Genomic DNA, 24,352 nt, shown 5'->3' with positions numbered 1-24,352 from the left:
CCGTGCGGCGCACCCCTGCCGAAGCGGGCTGAACGTCGATTCCGCGGCTTGCGCGGGGCGCCGGCGGCGGTCAGCATGCGCCTTCCGTCGGATGTCCGGCGGCTCATCACCGCCCATGCAGATCCGCGTCCTCGGTTGTTCCGGCTCCATCGCGGCCGGCAGCCGAACCACCTCGTTCCTCGTCGACGACGACGTGCTCGTCGACGCCGGCACGGGGGTCGGCGACCTCGCGCTCGACGAGCTTGCCCGCATCGACGACATCTTCGTCAGCCACTCGCATCTCGACCACGTGCTCGCGATCGCCCTGCTGGCCGACAGCGTCAAGCGCCTCCGTGCCGACGCCGGGCGGCCGCCGATCCGCGTGCATGCGCTGGCCGAGACGCTGCACGCGCTGCGCACCCACGTGTTCAACGGCGTCATCTGGCCCGACTTCACGCGGCTGCCCAGTCCAGATCGGCCGATCCTGTGCTTCGAGCCCTTCGCCGTCGGCGACCGGCTGGCGCTGTCGCGCGGGCGTTCGCTCGAGGTGCTGCCGGCGGCGCACACGGTGCCGGCGGTCGGCTTCGCGCTGCTCGACGCGGCCGGCCGCGCCTGGGCCTACAGCGGCGACACCGGCCCGGTGCCCGCGCTGTGGCGCCGCCTGGCCGAGATGGACCTGCGCGGGCTGATCGTCGAGACCGCGTTCGGCGACGACGAGCGCGAACTGGCCGACGTCAGCCGCCACCTGTGTCCCACGCTGCTGCGCGACGAGCTGGCGCAGCTGCGCCGGCCGGTGGACGTCTACATCACGCACATCAAGCCCGGCATGGTCGATGCTGTGATGTCGCAGGTCGCGGCTCAGGCCGGCCCGCATCGCGTCAGTGCGCTGCACACCGGCCAGTGCCTGCGGTTCGGCGAGTGACCAAATCCGTCGCTTTGCGCCCGTCACGGCACACCATGCGGCCCGCGAAGTGACGTTTTTCGTCAGTGGCCGTGAACCAGTCGACAACCCACGGCATGGCACGCCCCCTGCAAATGCGGGGTGTCCTCGACCTTCCCTTTCCACTCACCCCACGGGAGTTCCGTCCATGAAGCGAGTCCAACAAGGTTTCACCCTGATCGAACTGATGATCGTCGTCGCGATCATCGGCATCCTGGCTGCCGTCGCGCTGCCGGCCTACCAGGACTACACGAAGAAGGCCAAGGTGTCTGAAGTGATCCTGGCGGCCTCGACCTGCCGCACGGCGGTCACCGAGGCCGTGCAGACCGCCGGCAGCACGCTGCCGTCCGGTGGCAGCTGGGGCTGCGAGTCGACCAGCTCGACCTCCAAGTACGTTGCCTCGATCGAGACCAATGACGACGGTGCGATCCGTGTCACGGCGCAGAACCTCGACGATGCCAACGGCACGGTCATCCTGGTCCCGACCATCGAGAGCAACCTGGTCCGTGAGTGGCAGTGTGGCCCGGGCACGATGCCGGCCAAGTTCCTGCCGGGCTCCTGCAAGGTGACGGGCCTGTCGTTCTAAGCGTCTACACGACGCGATCGACGAGAAGGCGGCTTTCGGGCTGCCTTTTCTGTTTCTGACCCTTCTGAACGTGTGGTCTGATTCGTCATTCGAGGAAACGGGATCTTCCATGGAGCACGCACTGTCGTTTGCTGATCCGGCCGCAATGGCGGGCGCCGCGGATACGCGCGCTGGCGAGGACGCGCTCGAGCTGACGATCCTGATGCCCTGCCTCAACGAGGCGCTCACGCTACCGGTGTGCATCGCGAAGGCGCGTGCCTTCCTGGCGAGCGCCGGCGTGCGCGGCGAGGTGCTGATTGCTGACAACGGGTCCAGCGACGGCTCGCAGCAGATCGCGCGCGATTGCGGCGCCCGTGTCGTCGACGTGCCGCGCCGCGGTTATGGCGCCGCCCTGATCGCCGGGATCGATGCCGCGCGCGGCCGTTATGTCGTGATGGGCGACTCCGACGACAGCTACGACTTCACCGCGCTCGGGCCCTTCCTGCGCGAGCTGCGCCAGGGCGCGCAGCTCGTCATGGGCAACCGTTTCGCCGGCGGCATCCAGCCCGGCGCCATGCCGCCGTTGCATCGTTACCTCGGCAATCCGGTGCTGAGTTTCATCGGGCGTCTGTTTTTCCGCACGCCCATCCGTGACTTCCATTGCGGCCTGCGTGCCTTCGATCGCGACTCGATGCGTGCGCTGTCCTTGCGCTGCGAAGGCATGGAGTTCGCCAGCGAGATGGTCGTCAAGGCCTCGCTGAACGGGCTGCGCATCGTCGAGGTGCCGACGACCCTGTCGCCCGACGGGCGCGACCGCCCGCCCCATCTGCGCAGCTGGCGCGACGGCTGGCGGCACCTGCGCTTCCTGCTGCTGTTCAGCCCGCGCTGGCTGTTCCTCTACCCCGGCGTGGCGCTGCTGCTGCTCGGGCTTCTCGGCCAGGCGCTGCTGCTCCCGGGGCCGCTGAGTGTCGGCGCGGTGCAGTTCGACGTGCACACGATGCTGTACGCCGCCGCGGCGACGATCGTCGGCCTCCAGGTCGCGATGTTCGCCGTCTTCGCCAAGGTGTATGCGGTCGAGCACGGCATCCTGCCGTCGAGCCGGATGGTCGAGAACGTCCGCCGCTGGTTCCCGATCGAGATCGGCCTGGTCGTCGGTCTCGGCTTCATCGCCGCCGGCATCGGACTGTCGCTCTACAGCGTCGCGGCCTGGGAGGGCGCCAGCTTCGGCCATCTCGACCCGTCGCGCGTGATGCGCATCGTGATCCCGTCGATGACGGTCACGACCATCGGCGTGCAGCTCGCGTTCGCGGCGATGTTCCTGGGCGTGCTCGGTCTGAAGGTCCACGCCCGGCGATGAGTTCCCTGCTGCAGACCCTGCCCGGCCGTGATGCCCGCGCGCCGGAGCAGGCGGTGCGGCCGGCATCGCTGGAGTTCGGGCTCGTCCTGGTGACCTGCGCCGTGCTCGCGGTGGCCGTGTCCTACGCGATGGGGCGCGACCTCAACTGGGACTTCTTCAACTACCACGGCTACGACGCGTTCGACCCGTTCGGCGCGCGGCTGGGCCAGGACTTCTTTCCCGCCGGCTATCAGGCCTATCTGTACCGGCTGGCGTTCCTGCCCTTCTCGCTGATGGATGCCGCGGGTTGGCACAGCCTGGCGATCGGCAGCGTGCTGGCGGCGCTGCACTCGCTGAACGTGGCGTTCCTGTATCTCGTCGTGCGCGAGTTCGTGCGCGACGTGCCGCGGCCCCGCTTCGTCGCTGCAGCCGTCACGGCGCTCGGTGCAGCCGCGCTGCCGTTCATCGGCCAGATCGGCAGCACCTTCATCGACCCGCTGGCGACGCCGCTCGTGATGGCGGCGCTCTGGGTCCTGTTGCGTGCCGGGCGTTCCCGTGGGAACTCCGCGCCGGCGGTTGCCGGGGTGCTCGGTGGCCTGGCCGTGGCGCTGAAGCTCACGAACGTGCCGTTTGCCATCGGGCTGGTGGCGGCTGCCGCCGTGCTGCCCGGGTGGACGCTCGCCTGGCGCCGCGCGGCCGTGGCGGCCCTCGCCACGGGCCTGGGTTTCGCCCTGCTCTACCTGCCCTGGGGCTGGAAGCTCTGGAGCCTGCACGGCAGTCCCGTGTTCCCGCTGTTCAACAACGTCTTCGGGTCGCCCGACTTCCCGGCCTATCCGATCGAGCTCCACCGCTTCGTGCCGCAGACGCTGGAGCAGCTTCTGACGCTGCCGGTGGCCATGCTGCAGCACAGCTCCTATGTCTACGTCGAGCAGGTGGCGCCCGACCTGCGGCCCGCGGTGCTTCTCGTGCTCGCTTCGGCGGCCGTCGTCCTGCACGCCGTTCGCCGTACACGGGGCGTGCCGCTCGCGCTGGCGACGCGCCAGCCCGCGCCGACCGCGCCTCTGGTGGCGTTCGTCGTCGTCTCGACCGCGGTCTGGGTGCTCACGTCGACCAACGGCCGCTATGCCGTTCCGCTGCTGCTGCTGCTCGCGCCGCTGATCTACGTCGCGGGCGCCGCGCTCTTCGGCGAGCGTCGTGCGGCTATGTTGTGCCTGGTCCTGTGGGTGCTGCAGATGGTCCAGATCGTCGACACCGGCAACCCGCGCTGGTCGCCGCGCGACTGGGCGCCGCGGTGGCTGTCGGCGCAGGTTCCCGAGCGGCTGCAACGGGAGCCGCACCTGTTCGTGTCGATCTCCAGTTCCTCCGAGTCCTATGTCGCGGCCCATGTGCATCCCGACTCGGTGTTCGTGAATCCGATCGGCCTGCTGTCGATCCCCAATGACGGCCCGGGCTGGAGCCGCTACACGGCGCTGCGCGACCGGTTCGCCGCCCGCACGACGATCATCTTCCCCGTACCGGCAGACATTCCCGAGGAGAAGACCAGACTCCGGCTGGCCCGGCTGCAAGGGGCCGTGGACCGGCTGGGGCTGACGTTCGAGCCGAGCCGGTGCGAGGCGCTTCGTTTCGGGCAGGCCGATGGTGCGATTCCTTACCTCTGGCGGGGCCCGACCGGCCAGCCGGGCGTGTCTCTGGACCGGCAGGTGTTTGCCTGCGATGCCACGCGGCTGGCAACCCCGTCTGCCGAACAGGCCGCGGCCCGCGAACAGGCGTCGCGGATCATGGATGCGCTGGAACGCAAGTGTCCCGCGGTCTTCTCCCCGAACGGAGTCCAGGTCGAGGGCTCCGGCGACATCTGGACCCGCCTCTACGGCAAGTACGATCTGTTCGTGAACGTCAACTTCGCCCGCGGCGACATCGTCTACGTCCAGGAGCGCCAGAGCACCGACGTGCCGATCGGCCGCGTCGAGACCTGGCAGCAGGACATCGAGCGTTTCCGCTGCCGGCTGCCGCACGACGGTGCGCGCGACATCTCCACGCTGGACGGCGACCGGTGAAGTTCAACGAGGCCGTCCTGGTCGTGTTCGTCGTCCTGCTGTCATCGGTCGGGCAGGTCCTGATGCGCGCCGCGTCGCTGGGCGCGGCGGCCAGCGGTGCCGCCGGCCTGCGGGCCTGGATGTCGTTCACCTCGGTGCTCGCGGTGATCGTCTACTGCAGCGCCATGGCACTGTGGCTCTGGGTGCTCTCGCGTGTCCCGATCACCCAGGCGTTCGCGTTCTTCGGCCTGTCCTTCGTGTTCGTCCCGCTGATGGCCAGCCGTTTCCTCGGGGACCCGATGACGACCCAGACCTGGATCGGCGCCGGGATCATCATCCTGGGCATCGTCGTCACGAACTGGCGCTCCGGCTGATCGGCCTGCCGCGTTAGCATGCGCGGCCCTTCTACGCCGCAACCCGTGACGCCCCGCATCGCGCTGCATCTGCCCGGCTTGGCGCTGGCCACCCTCGCCGCCAGCGCCCCCTCGCTGCTGGCGTACAACCTCTCGCCTTCGCCGACCTTCCTGAACCAGGCGCTGGCGATCGCGCTGTGGGGCCTGTTCGTCGCGGCCTGCGCGCCGCGCTCGGGGGCCGACTGGCGTGGCGCCGGGGCGCTGCAGGCGGCGCTGGCCGTGGTGCTGGCCGGGGTGTGCTGGTCGTGGTCGCACGCGCTGCCGTCCAGCATCGCGCTGTCGGCGATCGGGCTGCTGCTGGCGGCGATGGTGATGGTCTCCGGCGGCGCCGCGGCGCAGTCGCGGGCCGATCCGCGCGCGGTGTTCGCCGCCTTCTGCGTCGGCTGGGCCGTGGCCGGGGTCTTCAACGTCGCCGTCGCGCTGGTGCAGGTCTTCGCGCCCGAGGCGGCCGACGGCCAGTGGATCGCGCGCTCGGGCATCCCCGGGCGCGCCGTCGGCAACCTCCGCCAGCCCAACCACCTGAGCAGCCTGCTGCTGTGGTCGGCGATCGCCGTCGTCGCGCTGGTCGAGCTCTACCGCGACGGCCGCATCGGGCGGGTGCTGCGCATCGCCGGGCCGGCGCTGTTCGCGGCACTGGTCTTCGCCGTCGTGCTGACGGCTTCGCGCACCGGCTTCGTCGGCGTGCTGCTGCTGGCGCTGTGGGGCCTCGCCGACCGGCGCCTGGCACGCCGCACCCGCTGGCTGCTGCTGGCCGCGCCGCTGGTCTACGTCGCCGGCTGGCTGGCGATGGCCGAATGGGCGCGCCTGTCGCAGCACGTCTTCGGCGGCGAGGCGCGGCTGGCCGAGAACGACCTGTCGAGCTCGCGCGTGCGCATCTGGCTCAACACGCTGGAGCTGATCCGCCGCCAGCCCTGGGGCGGCGTCGGCTTCGGCGAGTTCAACTTCGCCTGGACGCTGACCCCGTTCCCCGACCGTCCGGTGGCGTTCTTCGACCATTCCCACAACCTGCTGCTGCAGCTCGCCGTGGAGCTCGGCCTGCCGGCGGCGGCGGTGGTGCTGGCGCTGCTGCTGTGGGCGCTGGCGGCTTCGGGCCGGCGGGCGTTCGCGCCGCGCGGCGAGGCCCCGGGCGACGAACGCGGCGGCCTCGAGCGCCGTGCGGCCTGGGTCATGGTGCTGATGATCGGGCTGCACAGCCTGCTCGAATATCCGCTGTGGTACGCCTACTTCCTGCTGCCCGCGGCCTGGGCCTGGGGCTATGCCGCCGGGCACCGCCGCGGCCCGGCGATGCCCGGCGGCTGGCCGCAGCCCGCGCTCGTCGCCTCAGGCCTGGCGCTGGTGATCGGGGCCGCGCTCGCGGTGGCCGACTACCGGCCGGTCACGCGCATCTTCACCAGCGCCCCGGACGACCCGCCGCTCGTCGAGCGCATCGCGCGCGGCCAGCGCAGCGTCTTCTTCGCCCACCATGCCGACTACGCCGCGGCGACCACCGGCCTGGAGCCCGGCCCCGACGCGATGCAGCCCTTCGAGCACGCCACCCACCACCTGCTCGACACCCGGCTGATGATGGCCTGGGCCCAGGCGCTGGCGGCGCGCGGCGAGCTCGACGCGGCGCGCCATCTGGCCGAGCGCCTGCGCGAGTTCCGCAACCCGGCCAGCCGCGAGTTCTTCGCCGTCTGCGAGGCCCCGGCGCCGGCCGACGCCGAGCCGCCGTTCCAGTGCCAGTCGCCGCAGCGCGTGCCCGACTGGCGCGAGTTCTTCCGGCCCTGAGGCGCGGCCTCAGGCCTGCGGCGCCACCCAGTCCCCGCTCTTGCCGCCGCGCTTCTCCAGCACGCGCACGTCGGTCATCACCATGCCGCGGTCGGCGGCCTTGCACATGTCGTAGATGGTGAGCAGGCCGACCTGCACCGCCGTCAGCGCCTCCATCTCGACGCCGGTGCGCCCGCGGGTCTCGACCTGGGCCTCGCAGCGCACGCTGGACGTGGCGGCGTCCAGCGCGAACTCGACCGCCACGCGGGTGATCGGCAGCGGGTGGCACAGCGGGATCAGCTCGGCGGTGCGCTTGGCGCCCTGGATCGCCGCGATGCGCGCCACGCCCAGCACGTCGCCCTTGGCGGCGCGGCCCTGCGCGACAAGCTCGAAGGTGGCCGGCAGCATGCGGATCGTGCCGGCGGCACGCGCCACGCGGTGCGTCTCGTCCTTGGCGGCGACGTCGACCATCTGCGCCCGGCCCTGCGCGTCGAAGTGGGTGAGCGGAGAGTTCATCGGCGGAAACAAGGGGGCAACGCGACGATGTCATGATAGGCCGTGCTGCATGCACCTGCGCCGGCCGCGGCCGGCGCCCACGACGGACACTCTGCCTTGACGCCTTCCCACCCCCCGCGTCGCCCGCGTCGTCCCCGGGCCCTCGTGCTGGCGCTCGCGCTGGCGTTTGCCGTGCAGGCCGTGCCGGCCCAGGTGCGGCTGCCGTCGCTCGGCGAGTCGGCCGTCGAGGACATCACCGTCGGCGCCGAGCGCCGCGTCGGCGACCAGATCATGCGCCAGATCCGCGCCGATCCCGCCTACCTCGACGACCCGGTGCTGCTCGAGTACGTGGACTCGATCTTCCAGCCGCTGCTGGCCGCGTCGCGCCAGCGCGGCGACATTCCGCCCGACATCGACCGCCAGTTCGCCTGGGAGGCCTTCCTGGTGCGCGAGCGCAGCGTCAACGCCTTCGCGCTGCCCGGCGGCTTCGTCGGCGTGCACCTCGGGCTGATCGCGCTGACCACCAGCACCGACGAGCTGGCCTCGGTGGTCGCGCACGAGCTCGCCCACGTCACCCAGCGCCACATCGCGCGCGGCAGCATCGCCGCCCAGCGCACCACGATGCTCAGCATGGCCGCGCTGCTGCTCGGCGTGATCGCCGCGGCGCGCAGCAACAACGCCGACGTCGCCAACGCCGCGATCGCCGGCAGCCAGGCGGCGTCGATCCAGGGCCAGCTCAACTTCTCGCGCGACATGGAGCGCGAGGCCGACCGCATGGGCTACGGCACGCTCACCGCGGCGGGCTTCGCGCCGCAGGGCATGGCGCAGATGTTCGAGCGGCTGGACTCGGCCACGCGGCTCAACGACAGCGGCGGCTTCCCCTACCTGCGCAGCCACCCGCTGACCACCGAGCGCATCAGCGAGGCGCGCTCGCGTGCGCTGTTCGCCGGCGCCGGCGCGGGCGCGCCGCCGCTGCGCCACGCGCTGATGCAGCAGCGCGCGCGCGTGATGATGGACACCGACCCGCAGACCCTGCACCGCCTCGTCGACCAGGGCACGGCGGCTGCCGACGCGCCGCTGCGCGAACGCCTGGCGGCGGCCTATGCCGGGGCGCTGTCGGCCTCGCTGCTGCGCGAGCATGCCGCCGCCGATCGCCTGGCCTCGCAGGCGCTGGCGCTGGCGGTGCGCGCCGAGCCGCGCGAGCCCCAGGCCGAACGCGACCTGCAACTGCTGCTGGCCCAGGTGCGGCTGGCGGCCGGCCAGCCGGCGTCGGCGCTGCAGGCGCTGGACACGATCACGGTCGACGCCCGTGGCCGGGCGCCGCTGCTGATGCGCGCCCAGGCGGCGCTGGACCTGCATCGTGCCGGCCAGCCGGCGCCGCAGGCGCTGCGTGCGGCCACCGAGGCGCTGCAGACCTGGGTCGCCGACCACCCGCGCGACGCCGGCGCCTGGATGCAGTTGGCGGCCACGTCCGACGCCTCCGGCTTCAAGCTGCGCGCCGTGCGTGCCGAGGCCGAGGCGCGCTACGTGTCGGGCGACCTCGTCGGGGCGATCGACCGCCTGCGCGCCGGCCAGGCGGCCGCCCGCGGCAGCGCGGGCCAGGACTTCATCGAGGCCTCGGTGATCGACGCGCGCCTGCGCGAGCTGCGGGCGCAGCAGCGCCGCGCGTTCTGCGAGGCGGCGGCCGAAGGCGCCGTGGGCCCGGTCGAAGGCCTGGACCCGCGCGACTGCCCGCGCTGACGCGGCGCCCTCAGGGCGCCGAACGGCCGAAGAGCTGCTCGACGGCGGCGTCGATGACCATGCCGCACAGGCTGTAGATCACCGAGCCGATCAGCGCCGCGCCGAAGCCCGCGACGCGGAAGCCGTCGAGCATGCTGGCCGCGGCCCAGAACATCAGCGCGTTGATGACGAAGAGGAACAGGCCCAGCGTCAGCAGCGTAACGGGCAGGGTGAGCAGCACCAGCAGCGGCCTGACCAGCGTGTTGAGCAGCCCGAGCACGAAGGCGGCGATCAGCGCCGTGCCGAAGCCCTGCACGGTGACGCCGGGATAGAGGTTGGCCACGAGCAGCAGCGCGGCCGCCAGCAGGAACCATCTCGCGAGGATCTTCATGGGCCGCAGCATAGCGTGGCGAGAATGCCTTCCACCTATGAAAACCGCTTCTCAGCGACCCTCGTGAGGCAGTACCATCCCGCGTGCACGGCGCACCCTGCCAGACGAGGCTCGCATGAGACTTCGCGCAGCGCCGGCGTCGAGCCACATCTGACGGAGAACATCCCCATGGCAACTGCGAAGAAGACCGCCGCGAAGAAGACCGCGGCCACCAAGGCACCGGCGAAGAAGGCGGCTCCGGCCAAGAAGGCCGTCGCGCCGAAGAAGGCTGCTCCCGCCCCGGCGAAGAAGGTCGTCGCCAAGAAGGCCGCCGCGCCGGCGAAGAAGGCCGCTGCGCCGAAGAAGGCTGCCGCCAAGAAGCGCACCCCGAGCGCCGCCTTCATGAAGCCCCTGACCCCGAGCGCTGCGCTGGCTGCCGTCATCGGCGACAAGCCGCTGCCGCGCACCGAGATCACCAAGAAGGTCTGGGAGTACATCAAGAAGAACGGCCTGCAGGACAAGGCCAAGAAGACGATGATCAACGCCGACGCCAAGCTCAAGGCCATCTTCGAGAAGGCCCAGGTGTCGATGTTCGAGATGACCAAGCTGATCAGCAGCCACCTGAAGTGAACACGCGGGCGCTGCGGCGCCCCGGGTTCCAGACGAGGCCGGCGTCAGCCGGCCTTTTTCATGGCGTCGCCGCCGCCAGCGTCTGTTCGCAGAACGCGCGCATCGCGGCGTCCTCCACCTCGGCCAGCAGGGCCACCATCGCGGCGCGGTGATGCGCGGCGGCCTGGCCGTCGCCGGCCGCACGCGCCGCATGCACGGCGCACTCGTGGGCGAAGAAGCGCTCCGAAGCCTCGGCGTCGTGGGCCTCGCAGGCCGCGATGCAGGCCTCGGCATGGCGTCGCGCCTCGGCGCCGTGGCCCAGCGTCGCGTGGCACAGCGCCAGGTGATAGTCGGCGCGCTCGACGTGCATCCAGGTGCCGGCCCGCTCCCAGGCGCGGCGTTCGAGTTCGGCCATCTCGATCAGCAGCGCGTCCAGCGCCGGCTCGCGCGGGCCCAGGCGCAGCGCGTGCGTCACGTTGTGCGCGGTCGCGGCATAGGCGCGGCGCGCCGCCGGGTCGGGGTGGCTCGCGGCGCGGGTCTCCAGCGGCAGCACGCGCACGCGCGGCGAGTCGTGGCGCCCGAGGCGCAGCTCGGCCTCCACCACGTCGCCGAGCAGGCCCCAGCTCACGGCTTCGGGCAGCGGCTCGGCCGGCCGGCCCTCGATCTGCGCCAGTGCCCACTCGGCACGCACGCGCATCGCGTCGAGCCTCGTGCCGGACGGCAGCGCGGCGACGAAAGCCTGCAGCAGGTCGGTCCGGCCCAGGTGGCCGAGCATCGTGTGCCGCGCCAGATGCACGGCGTCGGCGCCGTCTTCGTCGTCGGGCAGCGTCGCGGCGCGCGCGACGAGCTCCTGCGACACGTCCTGGGGCGCCACGGGGTGGCGGTCCCAGGCCGCTTCCAGCCAGTCGCGCAGCGTCTGCGGGGTGTCCATCGTGTCCATCGGCCTCCCGGGCGGATCTGGAGCACCCATGCTGGCGTCAGCGCGGCCCGGGCGCCATCCCGAGCCGCCCGGATGCGGGGCCTCGGTCCTGGCCGGTCTCGCCGTGACCCGCCGGCTTCAGCCGCCCGTGTGCCAGCGCCGCGCCGTCTCCAGCAGCGGCGCCAGGAAGCGTCCGGTGTGGCTGCCGGGATGCGCGGCGATGTCCTCGGGCGTGCCGGCGATCAGCACGCGGCCGCCGCCGGCGCCGCCTTCGGGGCCCATGTCGATCAGCCAGTCGGCGGTCTTGATGACGTCGAGGTTGTGCTCGATGACGACGATCGTGTTGCCGGCGTCGCGCAGCTGGTGCAGCACCTTCAGCAGCAGGCCGATGTCGTGGAAGTGCAGGCCGGTGGTCGGCTCGTCGAGGATGTACAGCGTGCGCCCGGTGTCGCGCTTGGACAGCTCCAGCGCCAGCTTCACGCGCTGGGCCTCGCCGCCGGACAGCGTCGTCGCCGCCTGGCCCAGGCGGATGTAGCCCAGGCCGACATCGAGCAGCGTCTGCAGCTTGCGCGCGATCGCCGGCACCGCCGAGAAGAAGCCGTGCGCCTCCTCGACCGTCATCTCCAGCACCTGGGTGATGTTGCGGCCCTTGTAGAGCACCTCCAGCGTCTCGCGGTTGTAGCGTGCGCCGTGGCAGACGTCGCAGGGCACGTAGACGTCGGGCAGGAAGTGCATCTCGACCTTGATGACGCCGTCGCCCTCGCAGGCCTCGCAGCGCCCGCCGGCGACGTTGAAGCTGAAGCGCCCGGCGCCGTAGCCGCGCTCGCGCGCCATCGGCACCTCGGCGAAGAGCTCGCGGATCGGCGTGAACAGGCCGGTGTAGGTCGCCGGGTTGGAGCGCGGCGTGCGCCCGATCGGGCTCTGGTCGACGTTGATGACCTTGTCGAAGGCCTCCAGGCCGTCGATGCGCTCGTGCTCGGCCGGCTCGGCATGCGCCTGGTAGAGCCGCTTGGCCACCGCGGTGTAGAGCGTGTCGTTGACCAGCGTGCTCTTGCCCGAGCCGCTGACGCCGGTGACGCAGGTCAGCAGCCCGACCGGGATCTCGACGTCGACGCCCTTCAGGTTGTGGCCGCGTGCGCCGACGATGCGCAGCACGCCGCGTTCGGCGTCGGCGGCCACACGCCGCTGGGGCACCTCGATGCGCAGCGTGTGCGCCAGGTAGCGCCCGGTCAGCGACTCGGGGTCGGCCGCCACCTCGTCGGGCGTGCCCTGGGCGATGACGCGCCCGCCGTGCACGCCGGCGCCCGGGCCCATGTCGACGACGTGGTCGGCGGCGCGGATCATGTCCTCGTCGTGCTCGACGACGAGCACCGAGTTGCCGAGGTCGCGCAGGTGCTGCAGCGTGCCGATCAGGCGCTCGTTGTCGCGCTGGTGCAGGCCGATGCTGGGCTCGTCGAGCACGTACATCACGCCCGACAGGCCGCTGCCGATCTGGCTGGCCAGGCGGATGCGCTGGGCCTCGCCGCCGGACAGCGTGTCGGCGCCGCGGTCCAGGCTCAGGTAGGTCAGGCCGACGTCGTTCAGGAAGCGCAGCCGCGAGCGGATCTCGCGCACGATCTTGTCGGCGATCTCGGCCTTGGCGCCCTCGAGCTTCAGGCCCTCGAAGTAGGCCAGGCACTCGGCCAGCGTCGCGTGCTCGACGGCGTAGATCGGCAGGCCCCGGCGTGCGGCCTCGTCGCCGTCGGCGGCGTGGCGCAGGAAGACGTGGCGCGCCTCGCGCCGCAGCCGCGTGCCTTCGCACTGCGGGCAGGACTTGGCGGCCTGGTAGCGCACCAGGTCCTCGCGCACCGCGGCCGAGTCGGTCTCGCGGAAACGCCGCTCGAAGTTCGGGATGATCCCTTCGAAGGGGTGGCGGCGCTTGACGCTGCGCTGGCGGCCCTTGGTGCCTTCGGCGGTGTACGAGAACTCGATCTCCTCGTCGCCGGAACCGTAGAGCAGCACCTGGCGCGCCTTCGGGTCCAGGTCCTCGAACGCGGTGTCGATGTCGAAGCCGTAGTGCGCGGCCACGCTCTCCAGCAGCGAGAAGGTGTAGGCGTTGCGCCGGTCCCAGCCCTTCACGGCGCCGGCGGCCAGGCTCAGCGACGGGAAGGCGACGACCCGCTCGGGGTCGAACACCGTCACCTGGCCCAGGCCGTCGCAGGCCGGGCAGGCGCCGACCGGCGAGTTGAACGAGAACAGCCTCGGCTCCAGCTCGGGCAGCGAGTAGCTGCACACCGGGCAGCCGAACTTGCTGCTGAAGAGATGCTCGCGGCCGCTGTCCATCTCCAGCGCGATGGCGCGGCCGTCGGCGATGCGCAGCGCCGCCTCGAAGCTCTCGGCCAGGCGCTGCTTCATGTCGGGCCGCGTCTTCAGCCGGTCGACGACGACGTCGATGTCGTGCTTCTCGGTCTTCTTCAGCGCCGGCAGCGCGTCGGCCTCGACGACGGCGCCCGGCTGGCCGTCGCTGCCGATGCGGAACCGCACGTAGCCGCGCGCCTGCATGTCGGCGAAGAGCTCGGCGAACTCGCCCTTGCGGTCGCGCACCACCGGCGCCAGCACCATCAGCTTGGTCTCGGGCGGCAGCGCGAGCACGGCGTCGACCATCTGGCTGACGCTCTGCGCCTGCAGCGGCAGGCCGTGCTCGGGACAGTAGGGCGTGCCGGCGCGCGCGTACAGCAGGCGAAGGTAGTCGTGGATCTCGGTGATCGTGCCGACGGTCGAGCGCGGGTTGTGGCTGGTGGCCTTCTGCTCGATCGAGATCGCCGGCGACAGCCCTTCGATGACGTCGACGTCGGGCTTGTCCATCAGCTGCAGGAACTGGCGCGCGTAGGCCGACAGGCTCTCGACGTAGCGCCGCTGGCCCTCCGCGTACAGCGTGTCGAAGGCCAGGCTGGACTTGCCCGAACCCGACAGCCCGGTGATCACGACCAGCGCGTGTTTCGGGATGTCGAGGTCGACGTTCTTCAGGTTGTGCGTGCGGGCGCCGCGCACGCGCAACGCCGGGGCTTCGGCGGCGGGTGCGGGGCGGGGGCGGTGTTCGGGCATCGGCTGAGCGTGCGGCGGGCAACCGGCCATCATAGCGAGCGCCGGCGCCGCGGCGCCAGCGCCGGCCCGCCGCCTCAGAGGCGCTCGCCCGGGGCGCCGTGCAGCGGCACCTCGTCGAGTGCGACGGTGAACGCGGTGCGCTCGCCGGCCACGCTCTCGACCTCGATGCGCCCGCCCATCGCCTCGACGACTCGCTTGCTGAAATACAGCCCCATGCCCGAACCGGGGATGCCCGAGCACTCGGCACCGGCGCGGCTGAAGGGCTGGAACAGCTCGGCGAGCTGCTGCTCCGACAGGCCGCGGCCGGTGTCGGCGACGGTCAGCTCGACGCTGCCGGCGAAGTGCCGTGCCGAGACCGTGATGCGGCCGCCGGTGCGGTTGTACTTGGCGGCGTTGGACAGCAGGTTCAGCAGGACTTCCTTGGTGCGCAGCGGGTCGGCCAGCACCAGCAGCGGCGGGCCGTCGCTGCAGCGGTCGTCCATCGTCAGCTGCATCTCGGCGGCCTGCGCGGCGATCATCTGCAGGCAGTCGCGCACCAGCGGGCGCAGGTCCAGCGCGACGCGCTTCAAGGCCAGCTGGCCGCTCTCGATGCCCGAGACGTTGAGCAGTTCGTTGACCAGCTCCAGCAGGTGGCGCGCCGCGTCCTCGACCATCGCCACGCGGTAGGGCTTGACCACCAGGTCGCCGGCCTCGGCCTCCAGCCGCATCAGCTGCGAGAAACCGAGGATCGCGTTCAGCGGCGTGCGCAGCTCGTGGCTGACGCGCGAGAGGAAGACGGTCTTCGCCCGGTTCGCCGACTCGGCGGCCTGCTTGGCCGCCAGCAGGCGCGCCTGCTGGTGCTCGTCGGTCGTGTCCCAGGCACAGCCGACCAGGCGCACGGTGCGCGGTGCCGGGCCGCCTTCGACGTGGGCGCGGCCGGCCAGGTGCAGCCAGCGCTCGCCGCCGGGGCCTGGTGCCAGCCGCAGCTCGATGCCGAAGGCCGTGCAGGCCTCGACCGCGTGGTGCACCGCGTCGACGAACACCGGCGCGTCCTCGGCATGCAGGCAGCCGGCCAGGGCCGCGCACAGGTCCGACGGCGCCACATCGTCGCCGAAGCCGGTCAGCTCGCGCATGCGGCCGTCGAGGTAGAGCTCGCCGTGCTGCAGGTCCCAGTCCCAGACGCCGATGCCGCCGGCGTCGTTGGCCACGCTCAGGCGCTCGGTCAGCTCGCCGATCTGGCGCCGGGCCTGGGCCTGGGCGGTGATGTCCTGGAACATGCCGATGACCACCGGGCCGTCGTCGCCGAGTTCGGCATGGCCGACGACGCGCACGCGCAGCGCGCGGCCGTGGGCGTCGTGCATGTCGAGCTCGAAGTCGAACGGCGCCTGGCCCGGCTTGGCCGCGTGCAGCGCGCCGGACAGCGCGGCGTGGCCGTCGGGCGTGCACAGCTGCAGCGTGCGCTCCAGCGTCGCCGGCTCGTGTTCGGAGAGTTCGAAGACGCGGCGCAGGTGCGAGGACCAGCGCATCGTGGCGCACTCGATGTCGTACTCCCAGCCGCCGATGCGCGCCAGGCGCGCCGTGTCGGCGAGGAAGGCCTCGCGCACGCGCAGCGCCTCGGTCGTCTCGCGCAGCGCACGCACGTCCTCGATGTGCTCGGTACGGTCGATGACGGCCATCGCGAACTGCGGCGTCTCGTCATCGCCGGGCAGCGTCGACAGATGCATCTCGCCGATGAAGCGGCGGCCGTCCTCGGCGACGAAGCCGACCTCGTCGAGCGTGATCGAGCCCAGCGCGCGGGCCTGGTGGAAGGCCGGGCGCACGCGCTGCTGGTACTGCTGCGAGTCGACCATGCGGAACAGCAGCCGCGCGCTCATCGTCTGGCGCTGCATCGCGAACAGGCGCTCGGCCTGGCCGTTGTGCTCGATCACCTCGCCGTTGAAGCTGACCAGCATCGACGCCACCGGCATGCCCAGGAACAGCGTCGTGAAGCGCGACAGCGCCTGCTCGGTGCGTTCGCGGCTCTGCTGCAGCTCGTCGGCCTGGGCGTGCAGTTCGGCCTGGTAGATGCGCAGCTCCTCGGCCAGCGTGCGCACCTTGGTGTCGTTGCGTTGCAGCGCCGCTTCGGCGGCGCCCATGTCGCCGCGCTTCAGCGCGTCCAGCAGGTCGCTGCGCAGGTCCGCGCCGTTGCTGGCCACCTGCGCGACCAGACGGTCGCGCTGGCGCACGCGTTGCCGCAGTTGGATCTCGCTCATGAGACCGCCTTGCTGCCGTCGGGCAGCGAGCCGCCGCTCAGCCGCACCCATTCGCTGATGTCGACGTGGCTGACGACGGCGCCGCCGGCGGCTTGCCCGATCGGGGCGACGTACATGAGGAACCAGCGCTGCCGGTCCGGGGCATGACAGGGATAGTGCATCTGGAACATGGGCAGGCGGCCGTCGAGGACCGCTCTGAGGCCTTCGTGCGCCCGCCGGGCGTCGGCCTCGGTCAGCGCCGACTCGGCGCAGGTGCGCAGGTAGTTGGCGCCCGGGCCGGTGCTGCGTTCGGCCGGGTCGCCGTTCTCGGTGGCGAAGCGGCGCCAGGCTTCGTTGACCAGCGTGATCGCACCGTGCGTGTCGACCACGGCGACGTGCTGCGGCAGCGAGTCGATGACGGCCTGCAGGCGCTGCGAGTCCTTCACCGAGTCGATGTTCACGAAGGTCATCACCGCGCGGCTGGCGCCCGGCGAGCGCCCCGGGTACGGCTGGATGCGCGCCAGCCACCACTGGCCGTTGCGGCTGCGCACCTCGCGTTCGGTGACGCTGCCGCGCTCCAGCGTCAGGCGCAGGTCGGCGAACAGCGACGGGTAGTCCAGCCGGTGCGCGAAGTCCTCGATCGAGCGGCCCTCGTCGCCCTGGCGCAGGTGGAACAGCGGCGTCGCCTCGGGCGTGAAGCGCGTCAGGCGCAGCTCCTCGTCGACGAAGATCGTCGGGATCGCGGCCGCCTTGGAGACGTTCTCCAGGTCGGCGTTGACCGAGTTCAGGACGTCGACCTTCTCCTGGTACTCGGAGTTGACGGTGTAGAGCTCCTCGTTGACGGACTGCAGCTCCTCGTTGGTGCTCTGCAGTTCCTCGTTCGAGGCCATCAGCTCCTCGTTGGTCGCCTGCAGCTCCTCGTTGGAGGTCTCGAGCTCCTCGATCGTCGCCTGCAGGTTGTCGTGCATGACCGCGAGGTCGCGCTCGAGCTCCTCGATGCGGCGCAGGTAGCGGTCGTCGGCCGGCTCGGCGGCCGAGGCGCCGCCCGGGGCGGCCGCGCCGCTTTCGTGGTCAGGGACGTCTTCCAGCGAGAGCATCGCGAAGCCGCCGTCGTCGCTGCCGCCCAGCGGCCGGGCGACGAGCTGCACGCGGCGCCAGCCGTCGCCGTCGGGCAGGCGGATCGGCGCCGAGCGCTGCGGTGCGCCGTCGCTGGTGACGGCCTGCAGCAGCATGCTGGCCACCGGCACCAGGTCGCGCGGCAGCAGCTTCATCAGGTCCAGCGTCGCCTGGCCCTCGGTGAACTGCAGCAGATGGCGGGTGTCGCCGTAGACGCGCATCAGCTGGCGCGCTTCGCTGACGACGACCGATGGCGGCGCGTAGTGCTGCATCAGCAGCGCCAGCGCGCCGTCGTTGCCCGGGCGCGGCATCACCGGCGGCAGCGTGCCGCCGCGCCGCACGGTCTCGCCCAGGCGGCTCTGGTGCAGGCCGCGCATGTCGATCGTCGCCACCGAGCGGTCGCGGCGCAGCAGGCGATAGACCTTGCTGCGCGACTTCAGCGCCTGGAAGTCGCGGTGCAGGTCGCCGAGCGACTCGCTCGGGCCGAGCATCAGGTGCGCGCCCGGTGCCATCGCGTACTGCAGGCGGCGCAGCGCGCTCTCCTGCGCCGGCGGCTCCATGTAGATCAGCGCGTTGCGGCAGCTGACCAGGTTCATGCGCGTGAACGGCGGGTCGGCGATGACGTTGTGGCGCGCGAAGATGATCATCTGGCGCAGCTCGGGCTGCACCTGGTAGCGGCCCTGGCGCTCGATGAAGAACTGCGCCAGGCGCTCCGGCGAGATCTCGGCGGCGATCGTCTCCGGGTACAGGCCGGCGGCGGCGTGGTCCAGGTACTGCTGCTCGACGTCGGTGGCGAAGATCTTCACCGGCCGCGTGCGTCCGGCCTTGCGGAAGGCCTCGGCGAACAGGATCGCGATCGAGTACGCCTCCTCGCCGGTGGCGCAGCACGAGACCCAGGCGCGGATGCCCTCGTGGCCGGCGCGCGTGACGAGGTCGGGGATCACCTGCTCGGCCAGCAGGTCGTAGACCTCGGCGTCGCGGAAGAAGCGTGTCACCGGGATCAGCAGCTCGCGGCGCAGCAGCACCTGCTCGTCGGGCGAGCCGGCCAGGCGCTCTCGGTACTCGACGAGCGACGGGCAGTGCAGCACCTGCATGCGGCGTTCGATGCGGCGCAGCACCGTCGTCGGCTTGTACTGGCGGAAGTCGATGCCGCTGGAGTGCAGCAGGATCTCGTGGATCGTGTCCAGCGGCTGGGCGACCGCCGGCGCGTGCGGCGACAGGTGGCGCGTGCCTTCGGCGCGCGGCGTCACGAGCTGCGTCGTCAGCTGCGCGGCCAGCGCCTCGGCGCTGCCCATGAAGTCGTATTGCGCGGCGTGGCTGGCCGACAGCGGCATGCCGTCGAACTTGGCGGTGGCTGGGTCTTGCACGTAGAAAACACCGCCGGCGGCATTGATCTCCTGCACGCCGCGCGATCCGTCCGAGCCGGTGCCCGAGAGCACGACGGCGATCGCCCGGTCGGCGAACTGCTCGGCCAGGCTGCTGAAGAAGGTGTCGATGGGCAGCGTCAGCCCGTGTTCGGGCTTGGGTGCGAGCTGCAGCCGGTCGCCGGCCACGCGCATCATCTTGCCCGGCGGGATCAGGTGCACGCGGTTGGGTGCCAGCGCCATGTCGTGCTCGGCCACGCACACCGGCATCTCGGTGTAGCGGCCCAGCAGGTCGGCCATCATGCTCTTGTGGTCAGGCGACAGGTGCTGGATCACGACGAAGGCGGCGCCGGTGTCCGGCGGCAGCGCCTTGAAGACGCGGGCCAGCGCGTCGAGCCCGCCGGCGGAAGCGCCGATGGCGACGACGCGCCCGGCGAAGAAGCCCGCGTGTTCGGGCAGCAGCGGTTCGGCGGCCTCTGCCGCGGTCAGCACCGGCGTGTGCTCTTGGGTGTTTCCCGCCACCTTTACCCCGCCCTCCCGGGTCTCCCCGCTTGCCGGGGTCCGGTCGAGATGGTCCCCCTGATGCATGAGTATCGTTTCAGGCGACCTGTCTGGATAGACGCAGATCAAGCGTCCTGGCGCAGCACGCGCAGGATTTCCTCGCCGTAGGCCTCGAGCTTCTTCGTGCCGACACCGCTGATCGTGGCCAGTTCGTCGAGCGAAGCCGGGCGTTCGCGTGCCATCTCCGCCAGCGTGGCGTCGTGGAAGACGACGTAGGCCGGCACGTTGTGCTCGCGCGCGACCTCGCCCCGCCAGGCCTTCAGCGCCGTGAAGCGTGCGGTGGCGGCCTCGTCCAGCGGCAGCGGCGGCGGCTTGTCGGCGCTGGCGCGCGTGCGCGTGGTGCGGCCGCGCCGCGGCGTCTCGGCCGGCACGCGCAGCAGCAGCTGCACTTCGCCGCGCAGCACCTCGCGCGCGCTGGCGGTCAGCTCCAGCGTGTTGAACTCGCCTTCGGTGCGCAGATGGCCCAGCGCGATCAGCTGGCGCAGCACGCCGCGCCACTGCGTCTCGGCGACGTCGGCGCCGATGCCGAAGGTCGACAGTGTCTCGTGGCCGTACTGCGCGACCTTGTCGGTCTGCTTGCCGCGCAGCACGTCGACGAGATGGCCGGCGCCGAAACGCTGGCCGCCTTGCTGGCGGAAGCGGTAGACGCAGGACAGCGCCTTGCGCGCGGCTTCGGTGGCGTCCCAGGTGGCCGGCGGCGCCAGGCAGTTGTCGCAGTTGCCGCAACGCAGCCTGGGCACCGCGCCGGCGTGCTCGTCGCCTTCGCCATAACGCTCGCCGAAATAGCCGAGCAGGCGCACGCGGCGGCAGTCATGCGCCTCGGCCAGCGCCAGCAGCGCGTCGAGCTTGCCGCGCTGCAGGTGCTTGAACTCCTCGTCGGCCTCGCCGTCGTCGATCATGCGGCGCTGGTTGACGACGTCGGCCAGGCCGTAGGTCATCCAGGCGTCGGCGGGCAGGCCGTCGCGGCCGGCGCGGCCGGTCTCCTGGTAGTAGGCCTCGATGTTCTTCGGCAGGTCGAGGTGGGCGACGAAACGCACGTCGGGCTTGTCGATGCCCATGCCGAAGGCGATCGTCGCGACCATCACCAGGCCGTCCTCGCGCAGGAAGCGGTCCTGGTGACGGCGGCGCGTCTCGGCGTCCAGGCCGGCGTGATACGGCAGCGCCGGGATGCCTTCGTCGCTGAGCCAGGCGGCTGTGTCCTCGACCTTCTTGCGGCTCTGGCAGTAGACGATGCCGGCGTCGCCCTCGTGCTCGTCGCGCAGGAAACGCAGCAGCTGGCGCTTGGGCTCGTCCTTCTCGACGATCGTGTAGCGGATGTTCGGCCGGTCGAAGCTGGAGACGAAGCGGCGCGCGTCCTCCAGCTTCAGCCGCGCGACGATGTCCTCGCGCGTGTGGGCGTCGGCGGTGGCCGTCAGCGCCATGCGCGGCACCTGCGGGAAACGTTCGTGCAGCGCCGACAGGCCCAGGTATTCCTCGCGGAAGTCGTGGCCCCACTGGCTGACGCAGTGGGCCTCGTCGATCGCGAACAGCGCCAGCCGGTCGCGTTCGGCCAGCGACTCCAGCATCGCCAGGAAACGCGGCGTCAGGATGCGCTCGGGCGCGGCGTAGAGCAGCACCAGGCGGCCGGCGAGCAGCTCGCGCTCGATGCGCCGCGCCTCGTCGCCGTCGAGCGTGCTGTTCAGGAAGGCGGCCGGCACGCCGACCTCGTCGAGCGCGCCGACCTGGTCGTGCATCAGCGCGATCAAAGGCGAGACGACGACGGTGACACCCTGGCCGGCACGGTGGCGCAGGATCGCCGGCACCTGGTAGCACAGGCTCTTGCCGCCGCCGGTGGGCATCAGCACCAGGGCGTCGCCGCCGGCGGCCACGTGCTCGACGATCTCGCGCTGGCGGCCGCGGAAGGCGGTGTAGCCGAACACCTCGTGCAGCACCTGCTGCGCGGCGTCGGCCTCGACGGGGGCGGGACTCATGGAGGGGCCGGATGGTACGCGAGCCGTGCCGCGGCGCCGGCGCGCCCTCGCGAGGGGGATGTTCCCACCGGGAGGGGTGACGCGCCGAACCTGACCCCGGCGGGCGGGGCGGCCGGTATCATCGGCGCCCAGTGCCGGCCTTCGCGCCGGCGTCCGTGTTTCCCCTCTCGTCTTCGCCCACCCCAGGAGGGCATCCCCCATGGCCTCGGTCAACAAAGTCATCCTCGTCGGCAACCTCGGCCGCGACCCCGAAGTGCGCTACGCCCCCAGCGGCTCGGCGATCTGCAACGTCACCATCGCCACCAGCCGCCAGTGGAAGGACAAGACCAGCGGCGAGCGCCAGGAAGAGACCGAGTGGCACCGCGTGGTGTTCTACGACCGCCTGGCAGAGATCGCCGGTGAATACCTGAAGAAGGGCCGCCCGGTCTACGTCGAAGGCCGCCTGAAGACCCGCAAGTGGACCGACAAGGACGGCGTCGAGAAGTACACGACCGAAATCATCGCGATGGAGATGCAGCTGCTCGGCGGCCGTGAAGGCGGCCGCGGTGGTGGCGGCGACTACGGCGGTGGCGACGACATGGGCGCCGCACCGGCGCGCCGCGCCCCGGCACCGCGCCCGCAGGCCCCCGCGCCGCGTGCCCCGGCGCCGCAGAAGTCGAGCACCGGCTTCGACGACATGGACGACGACATTCCGTTCTGAGTCAGCTGAGATCACGGCCCGCCACCTTCGGGTGCGCGGGCCGTTTCTATTTCCGGGCCTCTTTCGATGGATGAACTGCCGCTGGCCGCCGTGCTGGCCGAGATCGCGAGCGCGCGTGCCGCTCGCCCCGGGCTGGACTGGGCGGCGTTCGACCGCTGCGCGCCGGTCACGGCGGCACACGGCCGGCGCTCCAGCTTCCCCTGGCATCTGACGGCCAGCGTCTTCGTCGTCGATGCCGCCGGCCGGCGCACCTTGCTCGTCGAGCACCCGACGCTGGGCCGGCTGCTTCAGCCCGGCGGCCACCTCGAAGCCGGCGAGACGCTGCGCCAGGCCGCTGCGCGCGAGCTGCGCGAGGAATGCGGCGCCGCGATCGCCGGCGTCGCCGTGCTGGACGAAAGGGCCATCGACGTCGACCTGCACGCCATCCCCGCCAACCCGCGCAAGGGTGAGCCGGAGCACTGGCACCTGGACTTCTGCTTCATCGCCCGCCTGAGCGCCGACGTGCCGGCCGACGGCGAGCTGCCGACACGCTGGCTGGCGCTGGACGCCGAGCCGGTGCGGGCCCACGCCCGGCTGGCGCGCATCGCCACGGGCCTGTCCCTGGATCAAGCTCCTGCATACCGCCGGGGGTAGATTGAGGCCTCCACTCCAGGAGGCGACGATGTTCCCGACCCGCACTGCCTTCGTGTTCGCCGCCGCGGCGCTGGCTGCCGCGGCCGTCTGCGCGCAGACCCCGGCGCCGGCCGCGCCGGCCAGCGCACCCGCTGCCGGCATGGGCCCCGGAATGGGCCCGGGCATGGGCGGCGGCATGGGGCCGGGGGGTGGTCGCGGCCCGGGCGCGGGGCGTTGGGGCCCGGGCGTGACACCCGGCTGGGCGCTGATGACGCCCGAGGAACGTGCCGCGCACCAGACGAAGATGCGGTCGATGACGACGCGCGCCGACTGCCGCGCCTACGTCGAGCAGCACCACGCCGACATGGCCGCACGCGCCAAGGAGCGCGGTGTTGCGGTGCCGGCGATGCCGCGCCGCGACCCCTGCGCCGGCCTGCCCGGCTGACGGCCCGTTCCGCGCGACTTCCGACACGTAGCCGCGGGCTTCGTGGGTGCTGATTTGATACCCTGTGGGGTATGAATTATGATGCGGCCATGAACCCCGTCGCCCGCGCCTTCGTCCGCAGCGCCCTGCTGCCGGCCCTGCTCGCCGGCCTGGCCGCCGCCTCCGTGTCCGCCGCGCCGCCGGCGGTGCCGGTGGTCGTCGTCGGCCCGGCCGCCGCGGCTGGCGGTTTCGAGATCGACGCCAGCCTGCAGGCGCTGCGCCAGAGCACGCTCGGCGCCCAGGTCTCGGGCAACGTGCTGCAGCTGGCGGTGAAGGCCGGCGACCGCGTCAAGGCCGGCCAGCTGATCGCACGCATCGACGAACGCGACGCCCAGGCCGGCCTGCTGCGCAGCGAAGCCGGCGTCGCCCAGGCCGACGCCGAGTGGCGCAACGCCTCGCTGCAGCTGCAGCGCACGCGTGATCTGCGTGGCCAGGGCTTCGTCAGCCAGGCTGCGCTGGACGTCGCCGAGACCCAGGCCCGCGCCGCGCAGGCCGGCCTGGAACAGGCGCGCGCCGCGCGCACCCAGGCGGCGCTGGCGCGTGGTTTCACCGCCGTCGTTGCGCCGTTCGACGCCGTCGTTCAGGCCACGCACGTCGAGGCCGGCGACCTGGCCAGCGCCGGGCGTGCGATCGCCACCGTCTACGCGCCGGGCGCGCTGCGTGCCGTCGTGCAGCTGCCGGCCTCGCGTTCGGCGGCGGCGCGTGCGGCGGCTGGCATCGAGGTCGTGCTGCCCGACGGCCGACGTGTCGCGCCGGTCGCCAAGACCGAGCTGCCGGCCACCGACGCCGTCTCGCAGACCGTCGAATGGCGGCTGGACCTGCCGCCGGCGGCCACGTCCGGCCTCGCGCCCGGCCAGAACGTGCGCGTGCGTTTTGCCGGCGTGCCGGGCGCGGCGGCCCCCGCGGGCCGGCTGGCGGTGCCGGCGGCGGCGCTGCTGCGCCGCGGCGAACTGAGCGCGGTCTACGTGCAGCGCGGTGAAGGTTTCGTGCTGCAGGCCGTGCGTGCCGGCGCGACGGCCGGCGACACGGTCGAGATCCTCGCCGGCCTGAAGGGCGGTGAACGGGTCGCCGCCGACGCCGTGCGCGCCGGCCTGGCCGGCGCGGTGGCCGCCAAGTGAACGAGCCTG

19 protein-coding genes are annotated in these 24,352 nt (G+C 72.1%); 12 read left to right on the top strand and 7 right to left on the bottom strand.

What is annotated here, in order from left to right; genetic code table 11:
• Nucleotides 1-115 precede the first annotated feature (115 nt).
• The 6 genes from LOC65_RS07820 (at nucleotide 116) to LOC65_RS07795 (ending at nucleotide 7,033) form a co-directional block, all read left to right on the top strand.
• Nucleotides 116-901 carry an MBL fold metallo-hydrolase gene (locus LOC65_RS07820; RefSeq protein WP_230247128.1) on the top strand — a complete coding sequence of 262 codons (786 nt, stop codon included), beginning with the start codon at nucleotides 116-118 and terminating at the stop codon, nucleotides 899-901.
• A gap of 166 nt (nucleotides 902-1,067) precedes the next feature.
• A complete protein-coding gene (locus tag LOC65_RS07815; RefSeq protein ID WP_230247127.1) occupies nucleotides 1,068-1,505 on the top strand; it encodes a pilin in 438 nt (145 codons plus the stop codon).
• 109 nt (nucleotides 1,506-1,614) lie between these two features.
• Nucleotides 1,615-2,841 (top strand): glycosyltransferase family 2 protein, encoded by a 1,227-nt coding sequence (locus LOC65_RS07810; RefSeq protein WP_202796736.1) that lies wholly within the window; start codon nucleotides 1,615-1,617, stop codon nucleotides 2,839-2,841.
• Nucleotides 2,838-4,874: a glycosyltransferase 87 family protein gene (locus LOC65_RS07805; RefSeq protein WP_230247126.1), complete on the top strand. Its 2,037-nt coding sequence runs from the start codon at nucleotides 2,838-2,840 to the stop codon at nucleotides 4,872-4,874. Before LOC65_RS07810 ends, LOC65_RS07805 begins: the two co-directional genes overlap by 4 nt.
• Nucleotides 4,871-5,227 carry an EamA family transporter gene (locus LOC65_RS07800; RefSeq protein ID WP_230247125.1) on the top strand — a complete coding sequence of 119 codons (357 nt, stop codon included), beginning with the start codon at nucleotides 4,871-4,873 and terminating at the stop codon, nucleotides 5,225-5,227. Before LOC65_RS07805 ends, LOC65_RS07800 begins: the two co-directional genes overlap by 4 nt.
• Before the next feature lie 45 nt (nucleotides 5,228-5,272).
• Nucleotides 5,273-7,033, top strand: coding sequence for a PglL family O-oligosaccharyltransferase (locus tag LOC65_RS07795; RefSeq protein ID WP_230247124.1), 1,761 nt, complete (start codon nucleotides 5,273-5,275; stop codon nucleotides 7,031-7,033).
• A 9-nt stretch (nucleotides 7,034-7,042) separates the two neighbouring features.
• On the opposite strand, the gene moaC is transcribed toward LOC65_RS07795, so the two are convergent.
• Nucleotides 7,043-7,528, bottom strand: coding sequence for a cyclic pyranopterin monophosphate synthase MoaC (moaC, locus tag LOC65_RS07790; protein WP_029718876.1), 486 nt, complete (start codon nucleotides 7,526-7,528; stop codon nucleotides 7,043-7,045).
• Between the two features lie 144 nt (nucleotides 7,529-7,672).
• Between moaC and LOC65_RS07785 the strand changes: the two genes are divergently transcribed.
• On the top strand, nucleotides 7,673-9,247 hold the full coding sequence (locus tag LOC65_RS07785; protein WP_230247123.1) for a M48 family metalloprotease: 1,575 nt from the start codon (nucleotides 7,673-7,675) through the stop codon (nucleotides 9,245-9,247).
• Nucleotides 9,248-9,257: 10 nt separating this feature from the next.
• On the opposite strand, the gene LOC65_RS07780 is transcribed toward LOC65_RS07785, so the two are convergent.
• Nucleotides 9,258-9,617, bottom strand: coding sequence for a phage holin family protein (locus tag LOC65_RS07780; RefSeq protein ID WP_029718878.1), 360 nt, complete (start codon nucleotides 9,615-9,617; stop codon nucleotides 9,258-9,260).
• Nucleotides 9,618-9,785: 168 nt separating this feature from the next.
• Here LOC65_RS07780 and LOC65_RS07775 point away from each other — a divergent pair, with 168 nt between their 5' ends.
• Nucleotides 9,786-10,226 (top strand): SWIB/MDM2 domain-containing protein, encoded by a 441-nt coding sequence (locus LOC65_RS07775; protein ID WP_009857898.1) that lies wholly within the window; start codon nucleotides 9,786-9,788, stop codon nucleotides 10,224-10,226.
• A gap of 58 nt (nucleotides 10,227-10,284) precedes the next feature.
• Here LOC65_RS07775 and LOC65_RS07770 read toward each other — a convergent pair whose 3' ends face one another.
• The 5 genes from LOC65_RS07770 to recQ all read right to left on the bottom strand — a co-directional run bounded on the left by LOC65_RS07770 (nucleotide 10,285) and on the right by recQ (nucleotide 21,429).
• Entirely contained in the window at nucleotides 10,285-11,136 is an 852-nt protein-coding gene (locus tag LOC65_RS07770) for a hypothetical protein (RefSeq protein WP_138938871.1), read from the bottom strand.
• A 126-nt stretch (nucleotides 11,137-11,262) separates the two neighbouring features.
• Complete coding sequence (gene uvrA, locus LOC65_RS07765; RefSeq protein WP_164963538.1) at nucleotides 11,263-14,208, bottom strand: excinuclease ABC subunit UvrA; 2,946 nt, start codon at nucleotides 14,206-14,208, stop codon at nucleotides 11,263-11,265.
• A gap of 74 nt (nucleotides 14,209-14,282) precedes the next feature.
• Nucleotides 14,283-16,439, bottom strand: a complete 2,157-nt coding sequence (locus LOC65_RS07760; RefSeq protein WP_009857895.1) for a PAS domain-containing sensor histidine kinase — start codon at nucleotides 16,437-16,439, stop codon at nucleotides 14,283-14,285.
• The gene (locus tag LOC65_RS07755; protein WP_230247122.1) at nucleotides 16,436-19,390 is read right to left on the bottom strand and encodes a chemotaxis protein CheB; all 2,955 of its coding nucleotides are present in this window, start codon (nucleotides 19,388-19,390) and stop codon (nucleotides 16,436-16,438) included. The genes LOC65_RS07760 and LOC65_RS07755 overlap by 4 nt, the downstream gene beginning before the upstream one ends.
• Before the next feature lie 134 nt (nucleotides 19,391-19,524).
• Entirely contained in the window at nucleotides 19,525-21,429 is a 1,905-nt protein-coding gene (recQ, locus tag LOC65_RS07750) for a DNA helicase RecQ (protein WP_009857893.1), read from the bottom strand.
• 199 nt (nucleotides 21,430-21,628) lie between these two features.
• Between recQ and ssb the strand changes: the two genes are divergently transcribed.
• The 4 genes from ssb (at nucleotide 21,629) to LOC65_RS07730 (ending at nucleotide 24,343) form a co-directional block, all read left to right on the top strand.
• A complete protein-coding gene (gene ssb, locus LOC65_RS07745; protein ID WP_230247121.1) occupies nucleotides 21,629-22,129 on the top strand; it encodes a single-stranded DNA-binding protein in 501 nt (166 codons plus the stop codon).
• Between the two features lie 66 nt (nucleotides 22,130-22,195).
• On the top strand, nucleotides 22,196-22,762 hold the full coding sequence (locus LOC65_RS07740; protein WP_230247120.1) for an NUDIX hydrolase: 567 nt from the start codon (nucleotides 22,196-22,198) through the stop codon (nucleotides 22,760-22,762).
• A 28-nt stretch (nucleotides 22,763-22,790) separates the two neighbouring features.
• Nucleotides 22,791-23,186, top strand: coding sequence for a hypothetical protein (locus LOC65_RS07735; RefSeq protein ID WP_230247119.1), 396 nt, complete (start codon nucleotides 22,791-22,793; stop codon nucleotides 23,184-23,186).
• 89 nt (nucleotides 23,187-23,275) lie between these two features.
• Complete coding sequence (locus LOC65_RS07730) at nucleotides 23,276-24,343, top strand: efflux RND transporter periplasmic adaptor subunit (protein WP_230247118.1); 1,068 nt, start codon at nucleotides 23,276-23,278, stop codon at nucleotides 24,341-24,343.
• Nucleotides 24,344-24,352 lie beyond the last annotated feature (9 nt).

This window comes from Rubrivivax sp. JA1055 (assembly GCF_020966565.1).
Classification (GTDB): Bacteria; Pseudomonadota; Gammaproteobacteria; order Burkholderiales; family Burkholderiaceae_C; genus Rubrivivax; species Rubrivivax benzoatilyticus.
The sequence above is the reverse complement of the archived record's forward strand: the minus strand, read 5'-3'. Positions and strand labels throughout refer to the sequence as shown.

Bases quoted from the DNA above. Each gene is read 5' to 3' on its own strand.
- LOC65_RS07820 (WP_230247128.1), top strand. From the start codon at position 116: ATGCAGATCCGCGTCCTCGGTTGTTCCGGCTCCATCGCGGCCGGCAGC.
- LOC65_RS07815 (WP_230247127.1), top strand. From the start codon at position 1,068: ATGAAGCGAGTCCAACAAGGTTTCACCCTGATCGAACTGATGATCGTC.
- LOC65_RS07810 (WP_202796736.1), top strand. From the start codon at position 1,615: ATGGAGCACGCACTGTCGTTTGCTGATCCGGCCGCAATGGCGGGCGCC.
- LOC65_RS07805 (WP_230247126.1), top strand. From the start codon at position 2,838: ATGAGTTCCCTGCTGCAGACCCTGCCCGGCCGTGATGCCCGCGCGCCG.
- moaC (WP_029718876.1), bottom strand. From the start codon at position 7,528: ATGAACTCTCCGCTCACCCACTTCGACGCGCAGGGCCGGGCGCAGATG.
- LOC65_RS07780 (WP_029718878.1), bottom strand. From the start codon at position 9,617: ATGAAGATCCTCGCGAGATGGTTCCTGCTGGCGGCCGCGCTGCTGCTC.
- LOC65_RS07775 (WP_009857898.1), top strand. From the start codon at position 9,786: ATGGCAACTGCGAAGAAGACCGCCGCGAAGAAGACCGCGGCCACCAAG.
- LOC65_RS07770 (WP_138938871.1), bottom strand. From the start codon at position 11,136: ATGGACACCCCGCAGACGCTGCGCGACTGGCTGGAAGCGGCCTGGGAC.
- uvrA (WP_164963538.1), bottom strand. From the start codon at position 14,208: ATGCCCGAACACCGCCCCCGCCCCGCACCCGCCGCCGAAGCCCCGGCG.
- LOC65_RS07760 (WP_009857895.1), bottom strand. From the start codon at position 16,439: ATGAGCGAGATCCAACTGCGGCAACGCGTGCGCCAGCGCGACCGTCTG.
- recQ (WP_009857893.1), bottom strand. From the start codon at position 21,429: ATGAGTCCCGCCCCCGTCGAGGCCGACGCCGCGCAGCAGGTGCTGCAC.
- ssb (WP_230247121.1), top strand. From the start codon at position 21,629: ATGGCCTCGGTCAACAAAGTCATCCTCGTCGGCAACCTCGGCCGCGAC.
- LOC65_RS07740 (WP_230247120.1), top strand. From the start codon at position 22,196: ATGGATGAACTGCCGCTGGCCGCCGTGCTGGCCGAGATCGCGAGCGCG.
- LOC65_RS07735 (WP_230247119.1), top strand. From the start codon at position 22,791: ATGTTCCCGACCCGCACTGCCTTCGTGTTCGCCGCCGCGGCGCTGGCT.
- LOC65_RS07730 (WP_230247118.1), top strand. From the start codon at position 23,276: ATGAACCCCGTCGCCCGCGCCTTCGTCCGCAGCGCCCTGCTGCCGGCC.